Origin of the sequence: Deinococcus arcticus (genome assembly GCF_003028415.1) — a bacterium.
Lineage (GTDB): Bacteria > Deinococcota > Deinococci > Deinococcales > Deinococcaceae > Deinococcus > Deinococcus arcticus.
Genome location: NZ_PYSV01000001.1, coordinates 407,850 through 431,471 on the forward strand (window position 1 = coordinate 407,850; position 23,622 = coordinate 431,471).

Annotated in this window: 20 protein-coding genes; 8 read left to right on the forward strand and 12 right to left on the reverse strand. The window is 67.0% G+C overall.

The window, feature by feature from the left end; genetic code table 11:
* Positions 1-66 precede the first annotated feature (66 nt).
* The 3 genes from C8263_RS01900 to aspS all read left to right on the forward strand — a co-directional run bounded on the left by C8263_RS01900 (position 67) and on the right by aspS (position 4,044).
* On the forward strand, positions 67-933 hold the full coding sequence (locus tag C8263_RS01900; RefSeq protein WP_107136381.1) for a metallophosphoesterase: 867 nt from the start codon (positions 67-69) through the stop codon (positions 931-933).
* Positions 934-997: 64 nt separating this feature from the next.
* Entirely contained in the window at positions 998-2,317 is a 1,320-nt protein-coding gene (gene hisS / locus C8263_RS01905; RefSeq protein ID WP_107136382.1) for a histidine--tRNA ligase, read from the forward strand.
* Positions 2,314-4,044, forward strand: a complete 1,731-nt coding sequence (gene aspS, locus C8263_RS01910; protein WP_107136383.1) for an aspartate--tRNA ligase — start codon at positions 2,314-2,316, stop codon at positions 4,042-4,044. Before hisS ends, aspS begins: the two co-directional genes overlap by 4 nt.
* Positions 4,045-4,129: 85 nt before the next feature.
* On the opposite strand, the gene C8263_RS01915 is transcribed toward aspS, so the two are convergent.
* The 8 genes from C8263_RS01915 to fsa form a co-directional block, all read right to left on the reverse strand.
* Positions 4,130-4,876: an alpha/beta fold hydrolase gene (locus C8263_RS01915; RefSeq protein ID WP_107136384.1), complete on the reverse strand. Its 747-nt coding sequence runs from the start codon at positions 4,874-4,876 to the stop codon at positions 4,130-4,132.
* On the reverse strand, positions 4,873-5,628 hold the full coding sequence (locus tag C8263_RS01920) for an alpha/beta fold hydrolase (protein ID WP_107136385.1): 756 nt from the start codon (positions 5,626-5,628) through the stop codon (positions 4,873-4,875). Before C8263_RS01920 ends, C8263_RS01915 begins: the two co-directional genes overlap by 4 nt.
* 230 nt (positions 5,629-5,858) lie before the next feature.
* Positions 5,859-6,467 (reverse strand): pyridoxal 5'-phosphate synthase glutaminase subunit PdxT, encoded by a 609-nt coding sequence (gene pdxT / locus C8263_RS01925; RefSeq protein ID WP_107136386.1) that lies wholly within the window; start codon positions 6,465-6,467, stop codon positions 5,859-5,861.
* A gap of 2 nt (positions 6,468-6,469) precedes the next feature.
* On the reverse strand, positions 6,470-7,360 hold the full coding sequence (pdxS, locus tag C8263_RS01930; RefSeq protein WP_199188264.1) for a pyridoxal 5'-phosphate synthase lyase subunit PdxS: 891 nt from the start codon (positions 7,358-7,360) through the stop codon (positions 6,470-6,472).
* An 82-nt stretch (positions 7,361-7,442) separates the two neighbouring features.
* On the reverse strand, positions 7,443-7,847 hold the full coding sequence (locus C8263_RS01935) for a response regulator (RefSeq protein ID WP_107136387.1): 405 nt from the start codon (positions 7,845-7,847) through the stop codon (positions 7,443-7,445).
* Positions 7,844-9,193, reverse strand: coding sequence for a peptidoglycan DD-metalloendopeptidase family protein (locus tag C8263_RS01940; protein WP_233218577.1), 1,350 nt, complete (start codon positions 9,191-9,193; stop codon positions 7,844-7,846). Before C8263_RS01940 ends, C8263_RS01935 begins: the two co-directional genes overlap by 4 nt.
* 32 nt (positions 9,194-9,225) lie before the next feature.
* Positions 9,226-10,500, reverse strand: coding sequence for a transcription termination factor Rho (gene rho, locus C8263_RS01945; protein WP_107136389.1), 1,275 nt, complete (start codon positions 10,498-10,500; stop codon positions 9,226-9,228).
* Positions 10,497-11,222, reverse strand: a complete 726-nt coding sequence (gene fsa, locus C8263_RS01950) for a fructose-6-phosphate aldolase (RefSeq protein ID WP_107136390.1) — start codon at positions 11,220-11,222, stop codon at positions 10,497-10,499. The genes rho and fsa overlap by 4 nt, the downstream gene beginning before the upstream one ends.
* Positions 11,223-11,830: 608 nt before the next feature.
* Here fsa and ileS point away from each other — a divergent pair.
* The 4 genes from ileS to C8263_RS01970 all read left to right on the forward strand — a co-directional run bounded on the left by ileS (position 11,831) and on the right by C8263_RS01970 (position 17,831).
* Positions 11,831-15,004, forward strand: a complete 3,174-nt coding sequence (ileS, locus tag C8263_RS01955) for an isoleucine--tRNA ligase (RefSeq protein ID WP_107136391.1) — start codon at positions 11,831-11,833, stop codon at positions 15,002-15,004.
* A 253-nt stretch (positions 15,005-15,257) separates the two neighbouring features.
* Positions 15,258-15,578 (forward strand): hypothetical protein, encoded by a 321-nt coding sequence (locus C8263_RS01960; protein WP_233218578.1) that lies wholly within the window; start codon positions 15,258-15,260, stop codon positions 15,576-15,578.
* 99 nt (positions 15,579-15,677) lie between these two features.
* Positions 15,678-17,165 carry a potassium/proton antiporter gene (locus tag C8263_RS01965; RefSeq protein ID WP_107136392.1) on the forward strand — a complete coding sequence of 496 codons (1,488 nt, stop codon included), beginning with the start codon at positions 15,678-15,680 and terminating at the stop codon, positions 17,163-17,165.
* Positions 17,166-17,198: 33 nt separating this feature from the next.
* A complete protein-coding gene (locus C8263_RS01970; RefSeq protein ID WP_233218579.1) occupies positions 17,199-17,831 on the forward strand; it encodes a DUF1648 domain-containing protein in 633 nt (210 codons plus the stop codon).
* Between the two features lie 318 nt (positions 17,832-18,149).
* On the opposite strand, the gene C8263_RS01975 is transcribed toward C8263_RS01970, so the two are convergent.
* Positions 18,150-18,992: a DegV family protein gene (locus C8263_RS01975; RefSeq protein WP_107136393.1), complete on the reverse strand. Its 843-nt coding sequence runs from the start codon at positions 18,990-18,992 to the stop codon at positions 18,150-18,152.
* A gap of 245 nt (positions 18,993-19,237) precedes the next feature.
* Between C8263_RS01975 and bshA the strand changes: the two genes are divergently transcribed.
* Positions 19,238-20,356 (forward strand): N-acetyl-alpha-D-glucosaminyl L-malate synthase BshA, encoded by a 1,119-nt coding sequence (gene bshA / locus C8263_RS01980; protein WP_199188265.1) that lies wholly within the window; start codon positions 19,238-19,240, stop codon positions 20,354-20,356.
* A 228-nt stretch (positions 20,357-20,584) separates the two neighbouring features.
* Here the strand turns inward: bshA and C8263_RS01985 are convergent, their stop codons facing one another.
* From C8263_RS01985 to sucC, 3 genes are all read right to left on the reverse strand, one after another.
* Positions 20,585-21,151, reverse strand: coding sequence for a hypothetical protein (locus tag C8263_RS01985; protein ID WP_107136395.1), 567 nt, complete (start codon positions 21,149-21,151; stop codon positions 20,585-20,587).
* A 273-nt stretch (positions 21,152-21,424) separates the two neighbouring features.
* Complete coding sequence (gene sucD, locus C8263_RS01990; RefSeq protein WP_107136396.1) at positions 21,425-22,330, reverse strand: succinate--CoA ligase subunit alpha; 906 nt, start codon at positions 22,328-22,330, stop codon at positions 21,425-21,427.
* A complete protein-coding gene (gene sucC / locus C8263_RS01995) occupies positions 22,330-23,490 on the reverse strand; it encodes an ADP-forming succinate--CoA ligase subunit beta (protein ID WP_107136397.1) in 1,161 nt (386 codons plus the stop codon). The genes sucD and sucC overlap by 1 nt, the downstream gene beginning before the upstream one ends.
* Positions 23,491-23,622: the final 132 nt, after the last annotated feature.

A 23,622-nucleotide genomic window follows, 5' to 3' on the forward strand; every position in this document is an offset into this window, starting at 1 on the left:
TTCATTCGCAAGACCGCTGGCCACGCCGGCGGTCTTTTGCAGGCCGCTCAGCATAAGCTCAGGGGCATGGGTGTCTTTCGTGTGCTGCGCGCCGCCGGCTGGAGTTCGCTGGCCCTGAGTGCCGCTTCGGTGTCCAACTCGTACCGTTTCGTGATCAACCAGCAACGGGTCGCGCTGCCGGGGCTGACCCGTCCCGTGCGCGTGGCGCAGCTGAGTGACCTGCATTACGGCCTGTTCGTGGGCCACCGCTCGGTGCGGCGCTGGGTCTCGGCGGTGCTGGAGGCGCGGCCCGACGTGATCGTGATTACCGGCGATTTTCTGGACAGTGGGGTGGGCACCCGGCGCCACCGCAAGCTGCTGGACGAACTCTCGCGGCTGCACGCGCCGCTGGGGGTCTACGGTGTGTGGGGCAATCACGACTGGACCAGCCTGAACACCAACGCCGCGCGCACCACCTTTGCCGAGCGCCTGCGGCTCTCTGGCGTGCGCCTGATCAACAACGCCGGGGTGCAGCTGCGTGACGACCTGTATGTGGCGGGCGTGGACGACTGGTGGTTCGGCACCCAGGACCTGGACGCGGCGCTGCAGGGAAGGGCGGGCGGCGCGGTGGTGCTGCTCTCGCACAACCCCGATTACCTCACCCAGGTGCCGGCCTGGGTGGGCCTGACCCTCAGCGGGCACACCCACGGCGGGCAGGTGCGGCTGCCGCTGTTCGGGGCCCTGAAACAGCGTTCCACGCTGCTGAACGTACTGCGCGGCTGGGTGCGCGGCACGCGCATCGTGCAGTCACCCGCCGAGGGCCAGCCCACCCAGGCCCAGGCGGGCGAGGCGCTGGGCTTCGTGTCGCAGGGGCTGGGGGTCACCGGGGTGCCGCTGCGCTGGGCCTGCCCGGCCGAGGTGGTGGTGTTCGACCTGGAGCCGGCGCCGGCCTGAGGGGGGCGCCGGGCTCTGCCCTGGCCCATGTGCCCCGGCGCCCCGCGCTATGCTCCGCTCTGTTATGGCGATCAAACGCCCCAAGGGCACCGAAGACCACCTGCCTGCCGGCAGTCCGAAACTCACGCTTGATGTTTCGGCCCAGGCCCACGCCTGGCTGGTGCAGACCGCGCGCGGCGTGCTGGAACGCGCCGGTGCGCAGCGCATGGACACGCCGCTGTTTGAAGAGGCCGAACTGGTGAAGCGCGGCGTGGGCGGCTCCACTGACATCGTGCGCAAGGAGATGTTCACCGTCTATTACTTCGGGGATCACGGCGGGTATATCCTGCGCCCGGAAGGCACGGCGGGGCTGGTCCGGGCATACCTGCAGAATGGCCTGAAACAGCTGCCCACGCCGCTCAAACTCTGGACCCACGGGCCCATGTTCCGCGCCGAGCGCCAGCAGCGCGGGCGGCTGCGCCAGTTTCATCAGGTGGACTACGAGGTGCTGGGCAGCGCCGACGCCCTGGTGGACGCCGAGGCGATTGCCCTGATGGTGCAGGTGGTGCAGGCGCTGGGCCTCCAGGGCGTGCGCGTGAAGCTGGGCAGCATTGGCGACCCCGAGGACCGCGAAGCCTACAACGAGTATCTGCGCGGGGTGTTCACGCCGCACTTGGACGCCCTGTCCGAGGATTCCAGGGACCGCCTGAACCGCAACCCCATGCGCATTCTGGACTCCAAGAGTGAGGACGATCAGGCCCTGATGGCCCGGCTGGGCGTGCGGCCCATGCTGGACTTCCTGGGTCAGGAAGCAAGAACCCACTTTGAGGCGGTGCAGCGGTACCTGGACACCTGGGACGTGGCGTATGACCTCGACCCCAGCATCGTGCGGGGGCTGGACTACTACCGGCGCACGGCCTGGGAGCTGCACCACGAGGGCGTGGGGGCCAAGTCCGCGCTGGGCGGCGGGGGCCGCTACGACGGGCTGGCGCAGGAGCTGGGCAGCAAGGAACCCGTGCCTGGCATTGGCTGGGCGTTTGGCGTGGAGCGGCTGCTGCTGGCGCTGGAGGCCGAGGGCCGGGCACTGCCGGCACCCGAAGGGCCGCTGCTGTACGTGGCCGCACTGGACGAGCAGAACGTGGGCTACGCCGCCACGGTGGCCCTGGGGGCGCGCCGGGTGGGCCGGGCGGAATTCGCCTACCGCGCCCTGAAGCCGGGCACCGCCTTCCGCGACGCCGAGCGCCGGGGCGCGCACCTCGTGGCCCTCATCGGCTCGCAGGAAGTCGAGGGGGACACCCTCAGCATCAAAAATCTGGTCACGGGCACGCAGACGAGCGTGCACACCCGCGACCTGCACACCTTCTTACAGGGCCAGCTGACCCAGAATCCGCAGGAGCACGCATGAAACGCACCGCCATGATTGGCCACCTCAACGACACGCACGCCGGGCAGACCGTCACCCTGCAGGGCTGGGTCAGCCGCCGCCGCGACCTGGGCGGGCTGATTTTCGCCGAACTGCGCGACCGCAGCGGCACCGTGCAGGTGCAGGTGGAGCCGGATTCCCCCGCCTTTGCCGATGCCGACCGCCTGCGCGCCGAGTACGTGGCCGAGGTGGAGGGACATTTTCAACTGCGCCCCGAGGGCCAGCGCAAGGGGGGACTGGGCGATTACGAGGTGCTGGCCACGCGGGTGCGGGTGCTGAACCCGGCCAAGACGCCGCCCTTTGAGCTGGATAAGGGCGATCAGGTGTCAGAGGATATTCGCCTGAAGTACCGCTATCTGGACCTGCGGCGCCCCGAGATGCAGCGCGGCCTGCTGCTGCGCTCCAGGGCGGTGGCCGCCGTGACGGCCTTTCTGGACGCCCAGGGCTTCGTGCAGGTGGAAACGCCCATGCTCACCAAGTCCACGCCAGAGGGCGCGCGCGACTTTCTGGTGCCCAGCCGCCAGAATCCCGGCGAGTTCTACGCGCTGCCGCAGAGCCCGCAGCTGTTCAAGCAGATGCTGATGATTGCGGGCTTTGACCGCTATTACCAGCTGGCGCGCTGCTTCCGCGACGAGGACCTGCGCGCCGACCGCCAGCCGGACTTCACCCAGCTGGACATGGAGATGTCGTTTGTGGAGCAGGACGACGTGCTGGCGCTGCAAGAACAGCTGCTGGCCCATGTGGTGCGCGAAACCGTGGGCGCCGAGCTGCCTCTCCCCTTTCCGCGCCTGTCCTACCACGACGCCATGAACCGCTTCGGCTCCGACAAGCCGGACCAGCGCTTCGGCCTGGAGTTCGTGGAGGTGACCGACCTGTTTCGGGGCGGCGAATTCAAGGCATTTGCCGAGGCCGAAACGGTGAAGGTGGTCGCGGCCCCGGAGCTGACGCGCAAGCAGATTGACGAGCTGGAGCGGGTGGCCAAGCAGAACGGCGCCCGGGGGCTGGCGTGGCTCAAGCGCGACGGCGAGGGCTTCAGTGGCGGCATCAGCAAGTTCGTGGGCGCGCAGGCAGCGGCGCTGATCGAGCGCACAGGCGTAGAGCAGGGCGGCACGCTGCTGTTCGCGGCGGGCGAGTGGAAAAAGGCCGTTTCGGCGCTGGGGGCGGTGCGGCTGGCGCTGCGCGACCTGTTCGACCTCGCCGCACATGGCCCACGGTTCCACGTGAGCTGGGTGACCGACTTCCCGCAGCTGGAATTCGACGAGGATTCGGGGACCTGGACCTACATGCACCACCCCTTCACCGCGCCGCACCCGGACGACCTGCCCCTGTTCGGCACCGCGCGGCAGGGCGAGATCCGTGCCCAGGCGTACGACCTCGTGCTCAACGGCTTCGAGATCGGCGGCGGCAGCGTGCGCATTCACGACCCGGCCGTGCAGGCCCAGATGTTCGCTGCCATCGGCCTGAGCCCTGAACAGGCACGCGAGAAGTTCGGCTTCTTTCTGGACGCCCTGGAATACGGCACGCCCCCCCACGGCGGCATTGCCTGGGGCTTTGACCGGCTCGTGATGGTGCTCAGCGGCGCGGCCAGCATCCGCGAAGTCATTGCCTTTCCCAAGAACAACCGGGGCGTGGACCTGCTGGCGCTGGCCCCCTCCCCTGTCGAAAGCGCGCAGCTGGCCGAGGTGGGGCTACAGGTAGCAGAAGTGTAAGGAAAAGGTGGGCTTGAGAGCCCATTCTTTTCTCTAACGCTAAGTGAAAAGTATCACGATTATTCTGGATCGTGAATTTTTCGTTTCATAGGCGTCTGTGGTTCAGAAAATCCAGGGTGAAGCGGGCCACCGTGCGTGGAAAGGTATCGGTCATGGCGTGGGTGGCACCGGGCAACTGGCGGATGACTGTATGGGGAATGGTCTCGTGAATCTGCCAGATGGTCCAGGAGCGCACGACCGGGTCCGACAGGCCGTCCAGCAGCAGGGTGGGCACCTCCACGCGGCCCAGCAGCGGGCCGGTCATATGCGCTTCCTGGTCGCGGGCCAGCCGGTACATGCGCCGGAGGCCGCAGCGGGTGTAGGCGCGCAGCCCGGGGAGCAGCAGCCCCAGACGCTCGCGGGGCAGGTCCAGCAAGAGGCGCAGAAACTGCACACGCACGCTGGGATTCTCGGGAATGCCGGTGGGGGCGCAGGCAATCAGGGCGCAGGTGGCCCCCGGGTAGCGCGCGGCAAGGTCAAACATCACCTCGCCGCCCAGCGAATGGCCGAACACCGGCGCCCCGCGCAGGTTCATGGCGTCCAGCCACGCGGCCAGATGGTCGGTGAGGTGCTCGATGCACACGGGAAATTCCGGGCGCCCCTCGCTGAGGCCGTGGCCTGGGGGGTCGTACAGGTAGACCGTGCGTTCGCGGGCCAGTTCCTCGCCCACACGGTGGTACATCCAGGCCGCGCAGCCCAGGCCAGGCACCAGCACCAGGGGCGGGCCCTGGCCCAGGCGCCGTGCGTGGGTGCGCAGGCCGCCGACGGTGCAGAAGACGCGGGTGCCCTTCACGCGGGTCCGGACGGGGGAGGCGCCAGCGGTTCGTCCAGGAAGGCGCGCAGCACCCGGTTAAAGGCGCGGGGGGCGTCCACCATCACAATGTGGCCGGCACGCGGAATCACCTCCAGGCGGGAGCCGGGCAGCGCCTCGTGCAGCAGCTTGCCCAGGGCCAGCGGCACCAGCACGTCGCGTTCGCCCCAGACGATCAGGGTGCGGGCGCGGATGCCGGGCAGGGCGTCCTGCACCGAATCGTTGAGCAGATTCACAGCGTTGCGCCAGAGATTCAAGGGACCGGCCAGCGCGGCGTCCAGCAGAATGGTGGACAGAAAGCGGCGGTTGCCCATGAGCGCGGCGCGCGGCAGGTGCAGGGCGGTGCGCGCCGCGCTGGCCCGCAGCAGCCCGCTGGCGCAGACCAGGACCAGTCGGCTCACCCGCGTGGGGCAGCGCGAGGCCACGTGCATGCTCACGTGGCCGCCCATGGAGTGCCCCACCAGGGCCACGTCCTGCAGGTTCTCGTGCTCCAGCCACGCGGCCACCAGCGCGGCGGCCTCGCGCACGCCGAGGGCCCGCTGGCGCCGGGCGCGGCCATAGCCGCTGAGGTCCAGGGTATAGACGTGGTGGTGTGCCTTGAGGCCCCGCACGTTGAAGCGCCACCAGCGCCCCGAGCCACTGAGCCCGTGAATCAGCACCACCGGCCTCTCCCCTGTGCCGCTGTGCTCCACATGAAGCCGCGCACCCTGATGCTCGAATACGCTGTGCGCCATCGCTGCAGCATAGGGCAGGTGCGGCGCAACGGCTCTGAGCAAAGGTTGAGGAACTGGAAGCCAGATAAGAATAGTAAGTGAATATCTTCACGATTTTGCCAGAACGTGAAATTCTTGTCTGGTCAACGATCCTTTCGTCTGATTGGACCTCCCAGGAAAAGCGTGCGGTCTTGTCTCCCTGAGCGCCAAGGCGCCGCCCCTCCTGTGGGCGGCGCCTTCTTTCGTCCCTGTCAGGCTGTCTCTAACCTTCTCAGGCTGTTCAGGAACAGCTCGTGCAGACGCAGGTCGCCGGTCAGTTCCGGGTGAAAGGCCGTGGCCAGCACACGGCCCTGCTGCGCGGCCACCACCTGTCCCTGGTGTGTGGCCAGCACCGTCACGCCCTCCCCCACCCGGGCAAAGGCCGGCGCGCGAATAAAAACGGCGGGGAGGGGGGCGTCCAGGCCCTGCACCTGCAGGTCGGTGGTGAACGAATCGATCTGGCGGCCAAAGGCGTTGCGCTGCACCGTCACGTTCAGCAGGGCGAGGCTGTCCTGGTGGCCGAACTGCGGCGGCGCGCCCTGCACCTCCCGGGCCAGCAGGATGGCGCCCGCGCAGGTGCCCCACAGGTGGCCCCCGGCGGCGTGAAAGTCACGCAGCGGGGCCCACAGGCCGAACTCGCCCATCAGGCGGGCCATGGTGGTGCTCTCGCCGCCGGGCAGCACCAGGCCGCTCAGGCCCGCCAGATCGCCCGGCAGGCGCACCTCGGTCACCTCGGCGCCCAGGGCTTCCAGGCGCGCGCGGTGCTCGCGGAAGGCCCCCTGCAGGGCCAGCACGCCCACACGTGGGCGGGGGGCCAGCATGCTTACCAGCCCCGGGTGGCCAGGCGTTCGGCAGGAATCAGGTCGTCAATGTTGATGCCCGTCATGGGCGCACCCAGGTCCTCGCTGATCTCGGCCAACACTTCGGGGTTCTGGTAGTGGGTCACGGCCTTCACGATGGCCTGCGCGCGGCGCTCGGGGTTGTCGCTCTTGAAGATGCCGCTGCCCACAAACACGCCGTCCAGGCCCAGGGCCATCATCAGGGCGGCGTCGGCGGGAGTGGCCACGCCGCCCGCCGCGAAGTTCACGACCGGCAGCTTGCCGTGCGCGTGCACGTACTTCACGAGTTCGTAGGGGGCCTGCAGGTCACGGGCCACGGTCATCAGTTCCTCGGCGGGGCGGGCCTGGACGGCGCGGATCTCGCCCAGCACGGTGCGGGCGTGGCGCACGGCTTCCACGACGTTGCCGGTACCGGCCTCACCCTTGGTGCGGATCATGCTCGCACCCTCGCCCACGCGGCGCAGGGCCTCGCCCAGGTTCTTGGCGCCGCAGACGAAAGGCACCTTGAAGTCGCTTTTCAGGATGTGAAACTGGTCGTCGGCGGGGGTCAGCACCTCGGACTCGTCAATAAAGTCCACGCCCAGGGCCTGCAGAATCTGCGCTTCCACGAGGTGCCCGATACGCACCTTGGCCATCACGGGAATGCTGACGGCTGCGATGATCTCCTTGATCATCTTGGGGTCGCTCATGCGGGCCACACCGCCGTCCACACGGATGTCGGCGGGCACGCGCTCCAGGGCCATCACGGCGGTGGCGCCGGCGGCCTCGGCAATGCGGGCCTGCTCGGCGGTCACCACGTCCATGATCACGCCGCCCTTGAACATCTCGGCAAAGCCCTGCTTCAGGGCGGGGGTTCCAGTCTGCATGTCGCTCATGGGGCCAGTATGGCGAAAAACTGACCCCATCGCCAGGGCCAGATGCGCCTGCACGGTGGGGTCAGTTTTGGGAGGGGTAGAGTCAGTTCTGGGACCAGCCGGCACCGGCGGCGTGGGCGCGCCGGATGGCCTCGACCAGCTGCGAGGGCCGAAACGGCTTGAGGAGGTAATGCTCCTGAATGCGCGGGCCCAGGTCGGGCGGGGTGGGCCGCGCGAGGCCCGACAGAAACACCACGGGCGGCAGCGTGTGGCCCACGGCCGCCAGCATGCGGCGCACCGTTTCAAAGCCGTCCCAGGGGGTCATCAGAACGTCCATCACGATCACGTCCGGAGCGCAGCCCGGCAGGGCCTCCAGCGCCGCCGGGCCGTTGGGGGCGGTGGTGACGTCAAAGCCCTGCAGGCTCAGGGTCAGGTCCAGCAACTCCAGAATCTGCGCCTCGTCATCCACGACAAGCAGGCGCAGGGGAGCTGCCCCGGGTGCGGTCATGGCAGGATCGCCAGCGGATCCACCGTCTGCCCGGATACTCTCACCTCGAAATGCAGGTGGGGCCCGGTGCAGATGCCGGTGCAGCCGATATACCCCAGCAGGTCGCCCTGCCGGACCTGCTGCCCGGCCGCCACGGCCGTGCGGCTCATGTGGCCGTAGATGAGCAGACTGTTGCCGCTGCGGGTGTACACATTCAGGCCGTAGTCCCCGTAGCCGCTTTCCGAGACGGTGCCGTCGGCGGCGGCGTAAATGGGCGTGCCGTAGGGTGCGGCCAGATCAATGCCGCCGTGGAACACCTGCCGGTGGAATTCGATGTCGCGCTCGCCGTATCGGCTGGTCAGTCGGTAGTTGCGCATGGGCCACACCAGCGAGCGGCTGCCGGTGGCGGCGGCGCGGGTGGTGGGCGCAGCCGATACGGCGCGGGCAGTGGCCGCCGCGCGGGCACGGGCCTGGGCGGCGGCCTGCGCGGCCTCGTACTGGGCCTGCCGCTCGTAGGCCTGAATGCGGGCCTGCCGCTCGGGGCTGTTTTTCCAGGCCAGGTACTCTTCGTATTTCGCCTGGGCGGCGTAGCGGGCTTCCAGGCGGGCGCGCTCGCGGCCCTTTTTCCAGGTCAGAAAGCGCTCGTACTGGGCCTGCCGCTGCGCGATCAGGGCGGCGCGGCGTTCGGCCTCGCGCCGCTGGGCCAGTTGCTGGGCGAAGCCGGTCGCGCGGATGCCGGGCAGCAGCAGCTCATCGCCCACCTGCAACTCGGTGGGCAGCACGTCGTTGGCGCGGGCGGTTTCGACCAGATCGGCGCGGTAGCCGGCAATCAGGGACAGCGCATTCTGGCCGGGTTTGATGCGCACCAGCAGGCCCCGGGGACCGGTGGGCACGTTCAGCCGGGTGCCGGGCACAAGACGGTCCAGACTGGTGCGGTCCAGGTTCATGCCCAGCAGGTCCACCAGCGGCAGGCCAAAGCGTGCGGCCACGCCCGCCATGGTGTCGCCGGGGCGCACGCGGTAGCTCAGAACCGAATCTGGGCGCTCGGGGGCGCGTTCGGCCACGGCGCTGGGCAGGGCCAGGTGCCAGGTGCGCGCGCCCGGGTGGCGGCCAACCAGGGTCAGGTGGGCGGGGGGCACGCCGTAGCGCCGCGCCAGCTGCGCGGGGGTGGTGCGGCCGTCCGTCACCAGTTGCAGGGCGCGCTCGCCGGTGTCGCGGGTCAGCACCACGTCGGGGGCGGGCGCCAGCACCGGGGTCAGTGGAGCGCCCAGGGGGGGAAGCAGGGGCGTGCTCTGGGCACTGGCCAGGCCCAGCAGGGCACACAGGGCGGCCACACGCAGGCCACCAGGAAAACGGGATCGAAACAAGAGCAGACTCCGGAGAGAAACGAGAGCTGGGACTAGCCGCCGGCCAGACCCTGCAGGAATTCAACGTTGTTGCGGGTTTTGCCCATGCGCGACAGCAGCATTTCCATGGCGTCGGCCGGGTCCATATCACTGATCACCTTGCGCAGCAGCCACATCTTCTTCAGCACGTCGGGCTGCAGCAGCAGTTCCTCGCGGCGGGTGCCGGATTTCAGGATGTCCAGGGCCGGGAAGATGCGGCGCTCTTCCAGGCGGCGCGACAGCACCAGTTCGGCGTTGCCGGTGCCCTTGAACTCCTCGAAGATCACGTCGTCCATGCGGCTGCCGGTTTCTACCAGGGCGGTGGCCAGGATGGTCAGGCTGCCGCCCTCGCGGATGTTGCGCGCCGCGCCCAGAAAGCGCTTGGGCCAGTGCAGCGCGTTGCTGTCCAGACCCCCCGAGAGGGTGCGCCCGGTGGGCGGGGTCACGAGGTTGTTGGCGCGGGCCAGCCGGGTGATGGAATCCAGCAGAATCACCACGTGGCCGCCCTCTTCCACGATGCGGCGGGCGCGTTCATGCACGAACTCGGCCACGCGCACGTGGTGCTGCGGGGGCTCGTCAAAGGTGCTGGCGATGACCTGCGCGCCCTGCACGCTCTCGCGGAAGTCAGTGACTTCCTCGGGGCGCTCGTCCACCAGCAGCACCATCACCGTCACGTCGGGGTAATTCTTGACGATGGAATTGGCAATCTTCTTGAGGAGCGTGGTTTTCCCGGCCTTGGGCGGCGCCACGATCAGGGCGCGCTGCCCGCGCCCAATGGGCACGAGCAGGTCCACCACACGCAGCGACAGGCCCTCGCCCATGGCAGGGTCTTCCAGCACCAGTTGGGCTTCAGGGAAGGTGGGGGTCAGGTCGTCGAACCGGGGGCGGCGGCGGGCGGTGTCGGGGTCCAGGCCGTTGACGGCTTCGACCTGCACCAGCGAGCCGTAGCGTTCGTTTTCACGCGGCTTGCGGGCGCGGCCAATAATCTCGTCGCCCGTGCGCAGGTGAAACTGCTTGATGATGCCGGCCGTGACGAGCACCGTGCGGCTCTGCGGGTCCAGCAGATCGGCCTGCAGGAAGCCGTAGCCGTCGGCGCTGATTTCCAGGTAGCCGCGCGCCAGCAGCTGGCCCTCGGCGTCGGCCTGGCGCTCCATGATGGCAAAGGCCAGGGCGTCTTTTTTCAGCTTGCGGTAATTCTCGATGCCGTACCCAGCCGCCAGCAGGTGCAGTTCAGGCAGAATCTTCTGCTGCAACTCGTGGAAGGGCAAGACCCCACTCGGTTCCGTCACTGCTTGCGGCCTCCCTGCTCGGTCACGCCGCCGCTGGCCGGGTTGGTGCCGGCTTCACTGGCCGGCGTTTCCGGGCTGGCCCCGGCGCGCTTTGCCCAGTCTTTCATGAAGCCGTCCAGCCCCGCCTGGGTCAGGGGGTGCTTGATCATCTGGGTAAAGACCTTGTAGGGAATGGTGGCCACGTCGGCGCCGGCCAGGGCGGCCTGCACCACATGGGTGGGGTGGCGGATGCTGGCGGCCAGCACCTTGGTGTCAATGCCGCCCAGCACGTAGGCTTCCTTGATCTGGCGAATCAGCTCGGTGCCGTCCCAGCCGATGTCGTCCACGCGTCCGGCAAAGGGACTGATGTAGGTGGCGCCCGCGCGGGCGGCCAGCAGGGCCTGGGGCACGCTGAAACACAGGGTCACGTTGGTGCGGATGCCCTCGTTCGTCAGCGTCTTGCAGGCCTGCAGGCCAGCGGGCGTGAGGGGCAGCTTCACCACAACGTGCTCACTCCACTGGGCCACGTCGCGGCCCTCGGTGATCATGCCCTCCGCATCCAGGGCCGTGACTTCAGCGCTGATGGCGCCGCCAACCAGGGCCGCGATCTCCTGCACCACTTCGCGGAAGTCGCGCCCGGAGGCCACGATCAGACTGGGGTTGGTGGTGACGCCCGCCAGGACGCCCCACTGGTTGATTTCGCGGATCTCGTCCGTGATGGCCGTATCGATAAAGAATTCCATAAACCGTTCTCCCTGAAAGCGATTGTATACACCTGCGGGCGAAAAACACATGCGCGGGGTGAGAAAGGTGGGGCGGTCAAGAGGAGCGCAGGGGTCGAGCATACCCTGTCCCGGCGCGGCCGGCCGGCCAGATTGACCACGCCCCCTGCCGCGGCCTACCATGAGAGGCCACCGCCAGCAGTGGGGTGGAGACATGCAAGGGCGACCGAGAGGACAGTAGGGGTGCAGGGCAGCACGCAGCGAGCCAGGGACGGTGAGAGCCTGGGCAGCCAGCCGCACCGCCGAAGATCACCTCCCGCGCCGGTGGAAGAAAGGCCCTTCACGGCAATTCACGAAGGCCAACTAGACCCACCCGGACACCCCCCGGCAGAGGGCCGCAACGAGGCCGCCCCCGGCGGCGAAGTTGGGTGGTACCACGCACACGCTCTGAGCGGCGCGTCCCAGCACATCAGCTGAGACGCGCCGTTTTTGGCTTGTTCTGATTTTTTGCTTGTTCCTGGAGGTGAAGGCATGACCACAGCGCAGCTTCAAGTGCAGATTCGGACGCGGGTGATCCCCGCTTTTCCCGCCCAGTGCCCCTTCACCTCTCCCCTTTCCTCGGAGCCTCTATGACCACCTTTAAACCCGTGCCGCAAAACCCGAATTTTCCCGCCATGGAAGGCGACATCCTGGCCTTCTGGAAGGAGGGGCGCATCTTTGAGCGCTCGCTGGAACAGACCAAGGGGGGGCCGGTTTTTACCTTCTACGAGGGGCCGCCCACCGCCAACGGGCAGCCCGGCGTGCACCACGTGCAGGCCCGCAGCTTCAAGGACCTGTTTCCGCGCTTCCGCACCATGCAGGGCCACCATGTGCCGCGCAAGGCGGGCTGGGATACCCACGGCCTGCCGGTGGAACTGGGCGTGGAAAAGAAGCTGGGCCTGAACTCCAAGCGTGAGGTGGAAGCCTACGGCATTGACCGTTTTAACGCCGAGTGCCGCGCCAGCGTGTTCGAGTACGAGGCCGAGTGGCGCCGCTTCACCGAGCGCATGGGCTACTGGGTGGACTTAGACGACGCGTATCTGACGCTTCACAAGGATTACATCGAGAGCGTGTGGTGGAGCGTCAAGGGGCTGGACGAGAAGGGGCTGCTGTACAAGGGTTTCCGGGTGGCGCCGTACTGTCCCAAAGACGGCACCACGCTGTCCAATGCGGAAGTCAGTGAGGGCTACAGGGATATTCAGGACCCCAGCGTGTACGTGCCGTTCCGGCTGAAGGACCCTGCCCGCCTGGATCTGCCGGAGGGCGCCGCGTTCCTGGTCTGGACGACCACCCCATGGACGCTGCCCTACAACGTGGGCGTGGCGATCCACCCGGACTTTACGTACGTGGCGGCGAAGGATAAAGAAGGCGCTGTTCTCATCCTGGCCGCCAGCCTGAAAAATGAGGTGCTGGGCGAGGCCGCCGAGGTGGTGAAGACCTTCGTGGGCCGCGAGCTGGACCGTGTGGCCTATGAGCCGCTGTTTACCGAAGCCTACGAGGCCGAGGGCGAGGGCAAGCCGGTGTGGCTGAGCGGGCTGGACACCTATGTGAGCGACTCCGACGGCACCGGCATCGTGCATACGGCGCCGGCCTTCGGTGAGGACGATATGCGCCTGGCGCGCAACTACGGCTTTCCGGTGGTCGTGGGCGTGGACAGCGAGGGCAAGCACCGATTCGGGCCGTGGAAGGGGGTGTTCTTCCGCGACGCGAACACCGAGATCGTGCGTGATCTGCGCGCCCGGGGCCTGATGTGGCGGGAAAAGAACTTCCTGCACGCCTATCCGCACTGCTGGCGCTGCGGCACCCCGCTGATGTACTACGCCACCGAGAGCTGGTATCTGAACAACACCCGCCTCAAGGCGCGGCTGATCGAGCTGAACCAGACCATTGACTGGCACCCGCCGCACATCCGCAATGGGCGTTACGGGGGCTGGCTGGAGAACCTGATTGACTGGAACGTGTCGCGCAGCCGCTACTGGGGCACGCCGCTGCCGGTGTGGGAGGCCGAGGACGGCGAGTACCGCGTGGTGGGCAGCTACGCCGAGTTGAGTGAGCTGAGTGGGCGCCCGGAGGTGACGGGCCCCGACTTTGATCCGCACCGCCCGTTTGTGGACGACATCACCTTTGAGGTCAGCGGCAAGACCTTCCGGCGCGTACCGTACGTGATGGACGTGTGGTACGACTCGGGCGCCATGCCCTTTGCGCAGCACCACTATCCCTTCGAGAACAGGGAGAAGTTCGAGGCGGGCGGCTTTCCCGCCGACTTCATCGCGGAGGCCATTGACCAGACGCGGGGGTGGTTTAACAGCCTGCACCAGATCGGCACCATGGTCTTTGACTCGGTGGCGTACAAGTCTGTGATCTGCTCGGGGCACATTCTGGACGAGAAGGGCGCCAAGATGTCCAAGAGCAAGGGGAACATCGTGAGCCCCTGGGATGTGTTCGAGCTGTACGGCGCCGACGCCGCGCGCTGGTACATGTATGTCAGTGCGCCGCCCGAACTCAGCCGCCGCTTCGGCATGAATCTGGTGGGCGAGGCCTTCCGCAGCTACTTCCTGACGCTGTGGAACACTTACTCCTTTTTCGTGCTGTACGCGAATCTGGACCGCCCGGACCTGGGGGCCGCCGCCCCCGTGGCCGAGCGCCCGGAGGTGGACCGCTGGCTGGTGGCCAAGGTGCAGGCACTGATCGCTGCGGTGACCGAACGCCTGGAGAACTACGATCCCACCGGGGCCAGCCGCGCGCTGCAGGACTTTGTGGTGGAAGACCTGAGCAACTGGTACGTGCGGCGCAACCGCCGGCGCTTCTGGGGCGAGGGCGGACAGGTGGACCACAACGCCTACGCCACGCTGCACTTTGCGCTGGTGACGGTGACCACGCTCACGGCCCCCTTCACGCCGTTCCTGGCCGAGACGCTGTATGGCAACCTCGTGCGCTCGCTGGACCCCGGGGCGCCGGACAGCGTGCACCTGACCGCTTGGCCGGTGGTGGACGAGGCCCTCTCGGCGCCGACGCTGGTGAATGAAATGGACGCCGTGCTGCGCGTGGTCAGCCTGGGCCGGGCGGTGCGTGGGCAGACCGGGCTGCGCCAGCGCCAGCCGCTGCCCAAGGTGATGGTGCGGGCGCGCACCGCCGAGCAGACAGCGGCCCTGGGCCGCTTTGCCGAGCAGATCAAGGAAGAGCTGAACGTGAAAGAGGTCGAGCTGATGGACCAGTTCACGGAACTGGTGCGCTACCAGTTGCGCCCGAATCTGCCGGTGCTGGGCAAGAAATTTGGCAAGGCCGTGCCCCAGGTGCGCGCCGCCCTGGGGGCAGCGGACGCCAGTGAAGTCGCCCGCTTTGTGCGTGACAGCAAGCAGTTTGAGGTGGTGGCGCCCACCGGCGAGCGCTTTGAGCTGGGGCCGGACGAGGTGCTGGTGGACGCCCAGTCGCCAGAGGGCTTTGCCGCCCAGGAGGAAGCCGGCTACCTGGTGGCCTTTGACACCACACTGACGCGCGAGCTGGAACTGGAAGGGCTGGCACGCGACCTGGTGCGCGGCGTGCAGGACGCGCGCAAGAAGGCGGGCTTTGAGGTGCAGGACCGCATTGCCCTGCATCTGGAGCTGAGCGGCGACGCCCGCGAAGCCGCCGAGGCGTGGCAGGAATACCTGATGAGTGAGACGCTGGCGGAAACGCTGGTGTTTGGCGTGGCCGATGGCTTTGCGGCCGAGGTTGAAGGCGGCACGGCCTACCTGGAGAAGCTGGAGGTCGTCAGCCACAACTGAGTGTGAGGGCGGGGTGGGAAGCAGGATTGGCTGCTCCCCACCCCGCCCGAGCACAGCCAACACCTCTGCCTGTTGGAGCCGCCCGGCGAAGAGCCTGGGCGGTTTTTTCAGGTCATCGCCAGGCTCTGTCGGCGCAGAGCCCATCAAGACAGAGCCAGCAAATAAACAGAACACTGAACAGTTTTTGCTGGCAAGATTTACCTAAGAAATGGCAAGTTGCCAGCAAAATGGTAATCTGTTGGCAGGAGGTTCTATGGCCACACGAAGCATGTCCCGGGTTCAGACCCTGATTCAGACGGTTCTGGAGGAGAGGGCCGCTCGCGGCATCGAGGGCGATCTGCCCGAAAGCAAGGTGACGCTGCGCCTGAGTGCGCCCGACGCGTTCTGGCTGGCGCAACTGGCCGAACTGATGGACGCCACGCGAACCCGCGCCGCCGCGCAGCTGCTGTCTGCCGCCATTCGCGACGCGGCCCAGACCGCCAAGCTGCCCACTGAAGGCGACGCCTTTCGAGAAGCGCTTCAGGCATTTATCGAGCGTGAGTTTCACGCCGAGCCTGAAAAATCCCAGTCCTGATCGGGGGTCTTTCCCTGCCCTCCTGTCTCATCTTTTTGCCCTTCTTTTTCTGATTTTTCCTTTTCGCCTGCTGACATTTTTTTCAAGGAGACGATCCTTTTGAACACTGGACTGATTCTGCTTGTAGGAGGCGGCCTGCTGCTGCTGAGCCTGATCGCCAGCAAGGTGGGTGGCCGCCTGGGCCTGCCCGGGCTGCTTCTTTTTCTGATTATCGGCATGCTGGCGGGCAGTGACGGCCCAGGCGGCATCGCGTTTGAAAATTACGAAGTCACCCAGTTCGTGGGCATCATCGCCCTGGCTTTCATTCTGTTTACCGGGGGGCTGGAAACCAACTGGCGCACCACCCGGCCGGTGCTGTGGTCCGGGATTTCACTGGCCACAGTGGGGGTCGTCCTGACCACGGGCATCGTGGGGGCGGCGGCCCATTCCCTCTTCGGGTTGCCCTGGGTGGTGGCCCTGCTGCTGGGCGCCATTGTGGCTCCCACTGACGCCAGCGCCGTCTTCTCGGTGCTCAAGGAGCGGGCCCTGGGGCTGAAGGGCAACATCCGGCCCATGCTGGAGTTCGAGTCGGGCATCAACGACCCCACCGCTGTTGTATTGGTCATTGGCCTGACCGCGATGGCGCTGCACCCCGAGAAATCGCCTCTGGACCTGCTGGTCAAGTTTGCCGAGGAGATGGCGCTGGGCGGCGTGCTTGGCTACGGCCTGGGACGGCTGGCGGTTCCCCTCATCAACCGCGTGCGCCTGCCCCTGGAAGGGCTGTATTCGGTGCTGACAGTGGCCATCGTGGCAGTGATTTACGGCCTGACGGCGGCCGTGCACGGCAGCGGCCTGCTGGCGGTGTACATCGCCGGGGTGGTGCTGGGCAACAGCGACTTTGTTCATAAGCGCTCGCTGCGGCATTTCCACGAGGGCCTGACGTATCTGCTGGAGGTGGGGATGTTCCTGTTGCTGGGCCTGCTGGTCTTTCCCACACAGCTGCCTGCGGTGGCCGCGCCTTCTCTGCTGCTGGCGGCGGTGTTGGTGTTCGTGGCCCGTCCGGCAGCGGTGTATCTCAGCCTGCTGGGCGTGCGGATGCCGCTGGCGCACAAAACTATGGTGGCGTGGGTGGGTCTGCGCGGCGCCGTGCCGGTGGTGCTGGCGACCTTCCCCGTGATTGCGGGCGTGCCTGGAGCGCCGCTGCTGCTGAACGTGGCGTTCTTTCTGGTGCTGGTGTCCATTCTGGTGCAGGGCACGTCGCTGCCCTTTGTGGCGCGCTGGCTGGGGGTTGGCGCGCCGCTGGACGGCCCCTCGGTCATGCCCCTGGAATATACGCCGACCGGCGCGGGCAAGAACGACCTGATTGAAATCACCGTGCCCGCAACCTCTGGCTTTGTGGGGCGCCGCATTCTGAACCTGGGGCTGCCCGCCGAGGCCCTGATCGTGCTGATCTGCCGCGAGGACGAGTACATCATTCCCCGTGGCGACACCCGCCTTCAGGCCGGCGATGTGCTTCAGATTCTGGCCGCCCGCCCCTTTGCCGACACCGTGCAGGCCCGGATGGCAGCGCCCAGAAGCGAGTTGCGGTCGCCCGTGGGGCCAGGATGAGCGGCGCAGTGCGGCTGGTGTGGGGGTGGGGGCATGACGCGACCTGACCGGACGCCACCCGCCTCTGGACTGCCCAGGCTTCTGGGTGCTCTTCCCCTGTGGCTGCTCCTCCTGCCCTTTGGAGTCAGTTTCGCACTGGCCGCCTGGGCCCTGCCGCGCCAACCGGAGCGGGTGCCGGTGCACTGGAACGCCGCGGGCCAGCCTGACCGCTGGGGCAGTCCTGCGCAAGCCCTGTTGGTCCTGCCCGGGAGCCTGCTGTTTGGGGCGCTGGTGGTGCTTGCGGCGGCCCGGGCCGGGTCCACCAGCCAGCCGCTGCTGAAGGCAGTGGTACTGGGCTTGGGCCTGATGGCACTGGGCGACGTGGCGGCGCAGGCTTTTGGGTGGAACAGCTTCCGGGTCACGATGGGCACCCTGGGGCTGCTGTTCCTGCTGGTGGGCCCAGCACTGGGGGCGTCCGGGCCCTCAGCGCTGAATGGACCGCGCCTGAGCCGGGCCACCCTGCGGCGGTTGGGTCAGGCCTGGACGCTGCTGGGCGCCCTGGTGATGCTGGCCAGTCTGCTTGCCCCCGCAGCGGTCTGGATCACCGCGACTTTACTGGTGGGCCTGCCTGTCTTGGGCCTGGCGGTCATCGTGGGCGCGCGGCAGGAGCAAGACACCGCTCAGTAGGCTCAATGTTCTGCCGCGAAGCACAGCCGATCTGGGAGGGACCAAGCGGGACGAACTCAGGATAACCTGGACCGGCCCGAAGGCGCGAACATGAGGCCGATCCTCTTGGACCGTGCAAACAGAGGAGGAAACGGCAGGAAAGCCACCGCTTCCTCCTCTCAAATTCTGGCCTTTCAGTCGTTCACTGCCAAGCCCCCGATCAACCGAGCGGGCTGGGACAGCGGCGCCGCAGAGCGAGTCTCGAAATAAGTGCTTCGCCCCGGGAATGGAGACGTTACTGCGCCCTTCTGAACCGTTGCGATGGGAGGGGCGAGATCCTTAGCTCAGAGGCACGGCCAAGAAGCCGAAGGTGCCGGGGCCCACGTGGGCGCCGATCACGGGGCCCATCAGCTGCACGCGGCCCTTTTGCACGTTCAGGCCGCTGGCAGCCATGGCGCTGCGCAGGGCGCTGATGCGGGCAGAGTCGCGCCCCGCGTGCATGATGGTGGCGCTGACCGGAGTATCGCCAAATCGGGCCTTGAGGCTGGCCAGCATATCGCCGGCGGCCTGATCCACCTTGGCGCGGCGAGCGGCTTTCAGTTTGCCCTGGTCAAATTCCAGAATGGGGCGCACCCCCAGCATGTTGCCAAAGAACGCCTGCGCGCGGCTGATGCGCCCGCCCCGGCGCAGGTATTCCAGCGAGGCCACGCTCATCTCAGCGTACAGGGACTGCCCCACCGCCTGCGCGCGGGCCGCAGCGGTTTTCAGGTCGGCGCCCTCCTGGGCTGCGGCGCTGGCCGCCATGGCAATCTCGGCCAGGGGCGCGCCAGCCACCTCGGTGTCCACCACGAGCACGCGCCCGCCCTCGCCCAGGCTGGCCGCCGCCTGCTGGGCGTGCTTGAACGTTTCAGACAGCTGCCCCGAGAGATGCACGCTCAGCACCGAATCATGGGTTTTGAGCAGGGTGCGGTACAGGTCAGCGAAGGTGGTGGCCGGCACTGGGGTGGTGGTGGCCTCGCCACCAGCGCGCATATGGTCATACACCGCGTCGGGGTCAATCTCCTGCCAGTCGAGCAGCGTGCGCCCCTGCATGGTGATCTGCAGCGGCACCACATGGATGCCCAGTCCTCTGGCCTGGTCGGGGTGCAAATCGCAGGTGGAATCGGTGACGACGGCAATCATGAACCCTGTTTTAGGCGCTTCATACCCGCGCCGTTGTGAAGTATCTCCCTTTGCCCCTGATTGCCCCCCGCGTCTTAACGGGGCCGCGCATTTCTGTCAGAGTTGTGTCAGAGGGTCTTTTTCGGGGTGAGGCGCTGGACGGTGCTGGGCGAGACCTGAGACGATAGGCCGGTGAACCGGCGACTATACTTCGCACCCATGAACCTGCTCGTTTCTGCCTGCTCGCCTGTTCGTCTGGAGCGCCTGTGAAAGTCGCCGTGCTGTGTCATGCCAGCGCCGGGGGCTCGGGGGTGGTGGCCACCGAACTGGGGTTGCAGGTGGCGCGCGCCGGGCACGAGGTGCATTTTGTGGGCTCGGCCCAGCCATTTCGCCTGACGGGCCACGGCGGCCTGCGCGGGCCGTATTTTCATCAGGTCAGTGGGTACGCCTACGCGCTCTTTGACCAGCCCTACCCGGAACTGGCCGCCGCCAACACCCTGACCGAGGTGATTCTGGAGCAGGGCGTGGAACTCGCCCACGCGCATTACGCCATTCCCCATGCCACGGCGGCCATTCACGCCCGCGCCATCACGGGGCGCTCGCGGGTGATGACCACGCTGCACGGCACCGACGTGACCCTGGTGGGCCTGGAACCGGCGTTCCGGCACACCACGCGCCACGCCATCGAGCGCAGCGATCATGTCACGGCGGTGTCGCACTATCTGGCCGAACACACGCGCGAGGTGTTCGGGGTGGACCGCGACATCGAGGTGATTCACAATTTCGTGGACAGTGACCGCTTCGTGCGCGTGACAGACCCTGCCGTGAGGGCCCGCTTTGCCCACCCCGACGAGGCGCTGCTGGTACATGTGAGCAACTTCCGCCCGGTCAAGCGCGCGGCGGACGTGGTGCAGGTGTTTGCCCGGGTGGCCAGCGAGATCCCGGCCCGCCTGCTGATGATCGGTGACGGCCCGGAGCGCCCGCGCGCCTTTGAACTGGCGCAGGCGCTGGGCGTCCTTGGCCGCACCCACTTCCTGGGCTCCTTTCCCGATGTGGAGACGGTGCTGGGCATCAGCGACCTCTTTTTGCTCCCCAGTCAGCAGGAGAGCTTCGGGCTGGCCGCGCTGGAAGCCATGAGCTGTGAGGTGCCGGTGGTGGCAGCGCGCGCCGGGGGCATTCCCGAGGTGGTGGAAGAGGGAGTGACCGGCTTCCTGGCCGAGGTAGGCGATGTGGACCACATGGCTGACGCGGCCCTGCGGGTGCTGCGCAACCGGGAAGTGTACCGGCAGATGGGCGCCGCCGGGCGGCACGCGGCGGTCAACCGCTTTCACCCCCGCCTGATCGTGCCGCAATACCTGCAGGCCTACGAGCGAACCGCACAGTAGAGGGGCTGGCGTGTGGTGGCGGGACAGGGGACCAGTCAATGCATGCTGTGTCCCCTGTCGAAGAAAGGAAGATCAAAGAATTACTAGTGAATAGATTCACGATTATTCCAGATCGTGAGGTTTTTATTTGTTCCCTCTTCTTTCAAGAAGCCAGGATGGGGCACAGGCCCCGCAGCAAAAAGCGGCCATTCATCGGCCGCCCCGGCTGAGTTGTTCTGGCCCCACGTTCTACCGGGCCAGTCTCACAGTGACCACCGTGGTATCGGTGAAGGGCTGCACCTTCACGGCGCGGCCCACATCCACCAGAAAGGCGTTCCAGCCGCGTTTGAAGGCGGCTTCATAGCCCCGGTTGGCTTTGACTGTCACGTCGGTGTTGACCCAGGCCACAAAGAGGTTGCCACGGGGCGTTTCGGGGGTCACGTCCCGCAGGGCCTCGTTCTCATCGCGGCGGCCGTTGTTGTTCAGGTCGCGGTAGGTGTAGAACTTCAGCTCGGCCACCTGGGCCTGCCCGCTCACCTGAATGGGGTCAATTACGCCGGGCCAGTTCACGTTCTGGGGGCTCAGGGCCACCTGGGCGCGGGCGGTGGGGGCGGTGGTGGGCAGTTCCAGGCGGAAGCGGCCCCCCTCCACCGGCACGCTGGACACCTCCTGCACGGCCTGGCCAAAGGGGTTAACCACCACGGCCGCCACGCGCAGGTCACTGCCCGCCGCGCCCTCGACGGTGCCCTGGATGGTCAGGGCCGACGCCTGGGCCGCGAGCAGAAGAGTCAGAGAGAAAAGAGCACGCGGGGTCATGCCTTCAGTGTACGCGCCGGGCTGACGGACGGGTGACGCAAGCTGACGGGCCCTTCACCGGATGGAGGGGCAAAAGGGAGGAGGCGAGCCAGGAACGGACCCCGGCTCGCCTCCCCACCCAGCGCAGTTAAGGACGTTGCACCTCACGTTACGACTTTGCAGGAGAGCACCGCAAAGTCTCCACTCCCGGTGCAACGTCCTTTTTTCGAGACTCGCTCTGCGCCGCAGCTGTTCCAGCCCGCTCGGTTGATCTCAAGATCAACAGCGAGCGACTTACTTGTTCAGCGCCTGCTTGACCAGTTCCACGATCTCGGGCATGGTATCCGCCACCGGCACGTTCGCGGCCCCAAAGGCGGCGAGCTTGCTCTCGGGGGTGCCCACGTTGCCCATGATGATGGCGCCGGCGTGGCCCATGCGCTTGCCCGCAGGCGCGCTGCGGCCTGAGATAAAGGCCACAACGGGCTTTTTCATGCTGGAGGCGATGTACTCGGCGGCGGCTTCCTCGTCGGCGCCGCCAATTTCACCGATGACCACCACGGCGTCGGTGTCCGGGTCGGCCTCGAACAGCGGCAGCACGTCAGCAAAGGTGGTACCGATCACCGGGTCGCCGCCGATGCCCACGGTGGTGCTGGTGCCCATGCCGGCGTCGTTCAGCAGCTTGGCGGCCTCGTAGGTCAGGGTGCCCGAGCGGCTGATCAGACCAATGCGGCCAGGGGTCGCGTAGATCTTGTTGGGCATAATGCCAATCTTGGCTTCCCCGTTGGTCACGAGGCCGGGGCAGTTGCCGCCGATCAGGCGAATGCCCTGACCACCAGCGGCGCGGTTATCGGCGTCCAGCGCCTTGACTTCCTGCACGGCGCGCATCATGTCCACGGTGGGCACGCCCTCGGTGATCAGCACGATCAGGGGCATACCGGCGTGGGCGGCTTCCAGCACGGCGTCCGCGGCGCCGGCCGGGGGCACGAAGATAATGGACACGTTGGCGCCGTGCTTCTCTTTGGCCTCGGCCACCGAGTTGTAGATGGGCCAGCCTTCAAAGTCGGTGCCGCCCTTGCCGGGGGTCACGCCCGCCACGACCTGGGTGCCAAATTCTTTCATGGCGCGGCTGTGGCTCGCACCCTCACGGCCGGTCATGCCCTGCACAATGACCTTGGAGTTCCTGTCAACGAGAATGCCCATTATTTGGCCTCCGCAGCGTTGGCTTCCTTGGCAGCCTCATCGGCGGCCTCGAACATGGTGGGGTACATCTGAATGAGCGGGCTGTTCACTTCCGCCAGCAGCGCCTTGGCCTCGTCCTCGGCCGTGCCGGCGATGCGCATGCGCACCGGCTTGGTCAGGATGCCTTCCTTGAGGGCCTGAATCACGCCCTTGGCCACCTCATCGGCGCGGGTGATGCCGCCGAAGATGTTGATGAAGATAGCCTTGACATCGGTGTCCTTGCTGACCAGCTTGACCGCGTTGTACACGACTTCAGCCTTGGCGCCGCCGCCAATGTCCAGGAAGTTGGCGGGCTTGGCCCCGGCGCGGTTGACCACGTCCAGCGAGGTCATCACGATGCCCGCGCCGTTGCCCAGCACGCCCACGTTGCCGTTGTCGAGCTTGACGTAGGCGAAGCCGTACTTGCTGGCTTCAATTTCCAGGGGGTGCTCGGCTTCCAGTTCGCGCCAGTCGGCCAGGTCCTTGTGGCGGTACATGGCGTTGTCGTCAATCTCGAACTTGGTGTCCAGGGCCAGCGGGTTGCCGTCGGGGCCCACGAACAGGGGGTTGATCTCGACCAGCACGGCGTCGCGCTTGAGGGCGGCCTCGCTCATCTTGACCATCATGTCGGCAATCTTGTTCAGGTTGCCTTTAAAGCCGGCCTTGATGGCGACTTCGCGCGCCTCATAGGGGCGCAGGCCAGTCACGGGATCAACGCGGTGCTTGATGATCTTGTCGGGGGTGGCTTCCGCCACTTCCTCAATTTCCATGCCGCCCTCGGCGGAGGCCATCAGGGTGTAGCTCTGGACGTTGCGGTCCACGATCATGCCGACGTAGTACTCGGTGCCGGCGTCAATGTCCACGGCCTTGGTGACCAGAACCTTGTTCACGGTCAGGCCCTTGATGTCCATGCCCAGAATCTTTTCGCCGTTCTCGAACGCCTTGTCTTCGGTGGGGCTGAACTTCACGCCGCCCGCCTTGCCGCGCCCGCCCACGTGCACCTGGGCCTTGACGACTACCGGCTGACCGTATTCACGGGCGATCTGACGCACCTCGTCGGGGGTGCGGGCGACCTTGCCTTCCTGAACGTTCACGCCGAACTGGCGCAGAATTTCCTTACCCTGGTATTCGTGAAGTTTCACGACTGATCCCTCCTTGGGGGCGTGGGGGCCCAGACTGTGAGCCCTGATTCGTTTGTCCCAAGAGATGAGTATAAGCGCAGTGTGCATTGCCCCGGCCCGGCTGTCCCCTGACCGGGGACAACTGGCGGCGGC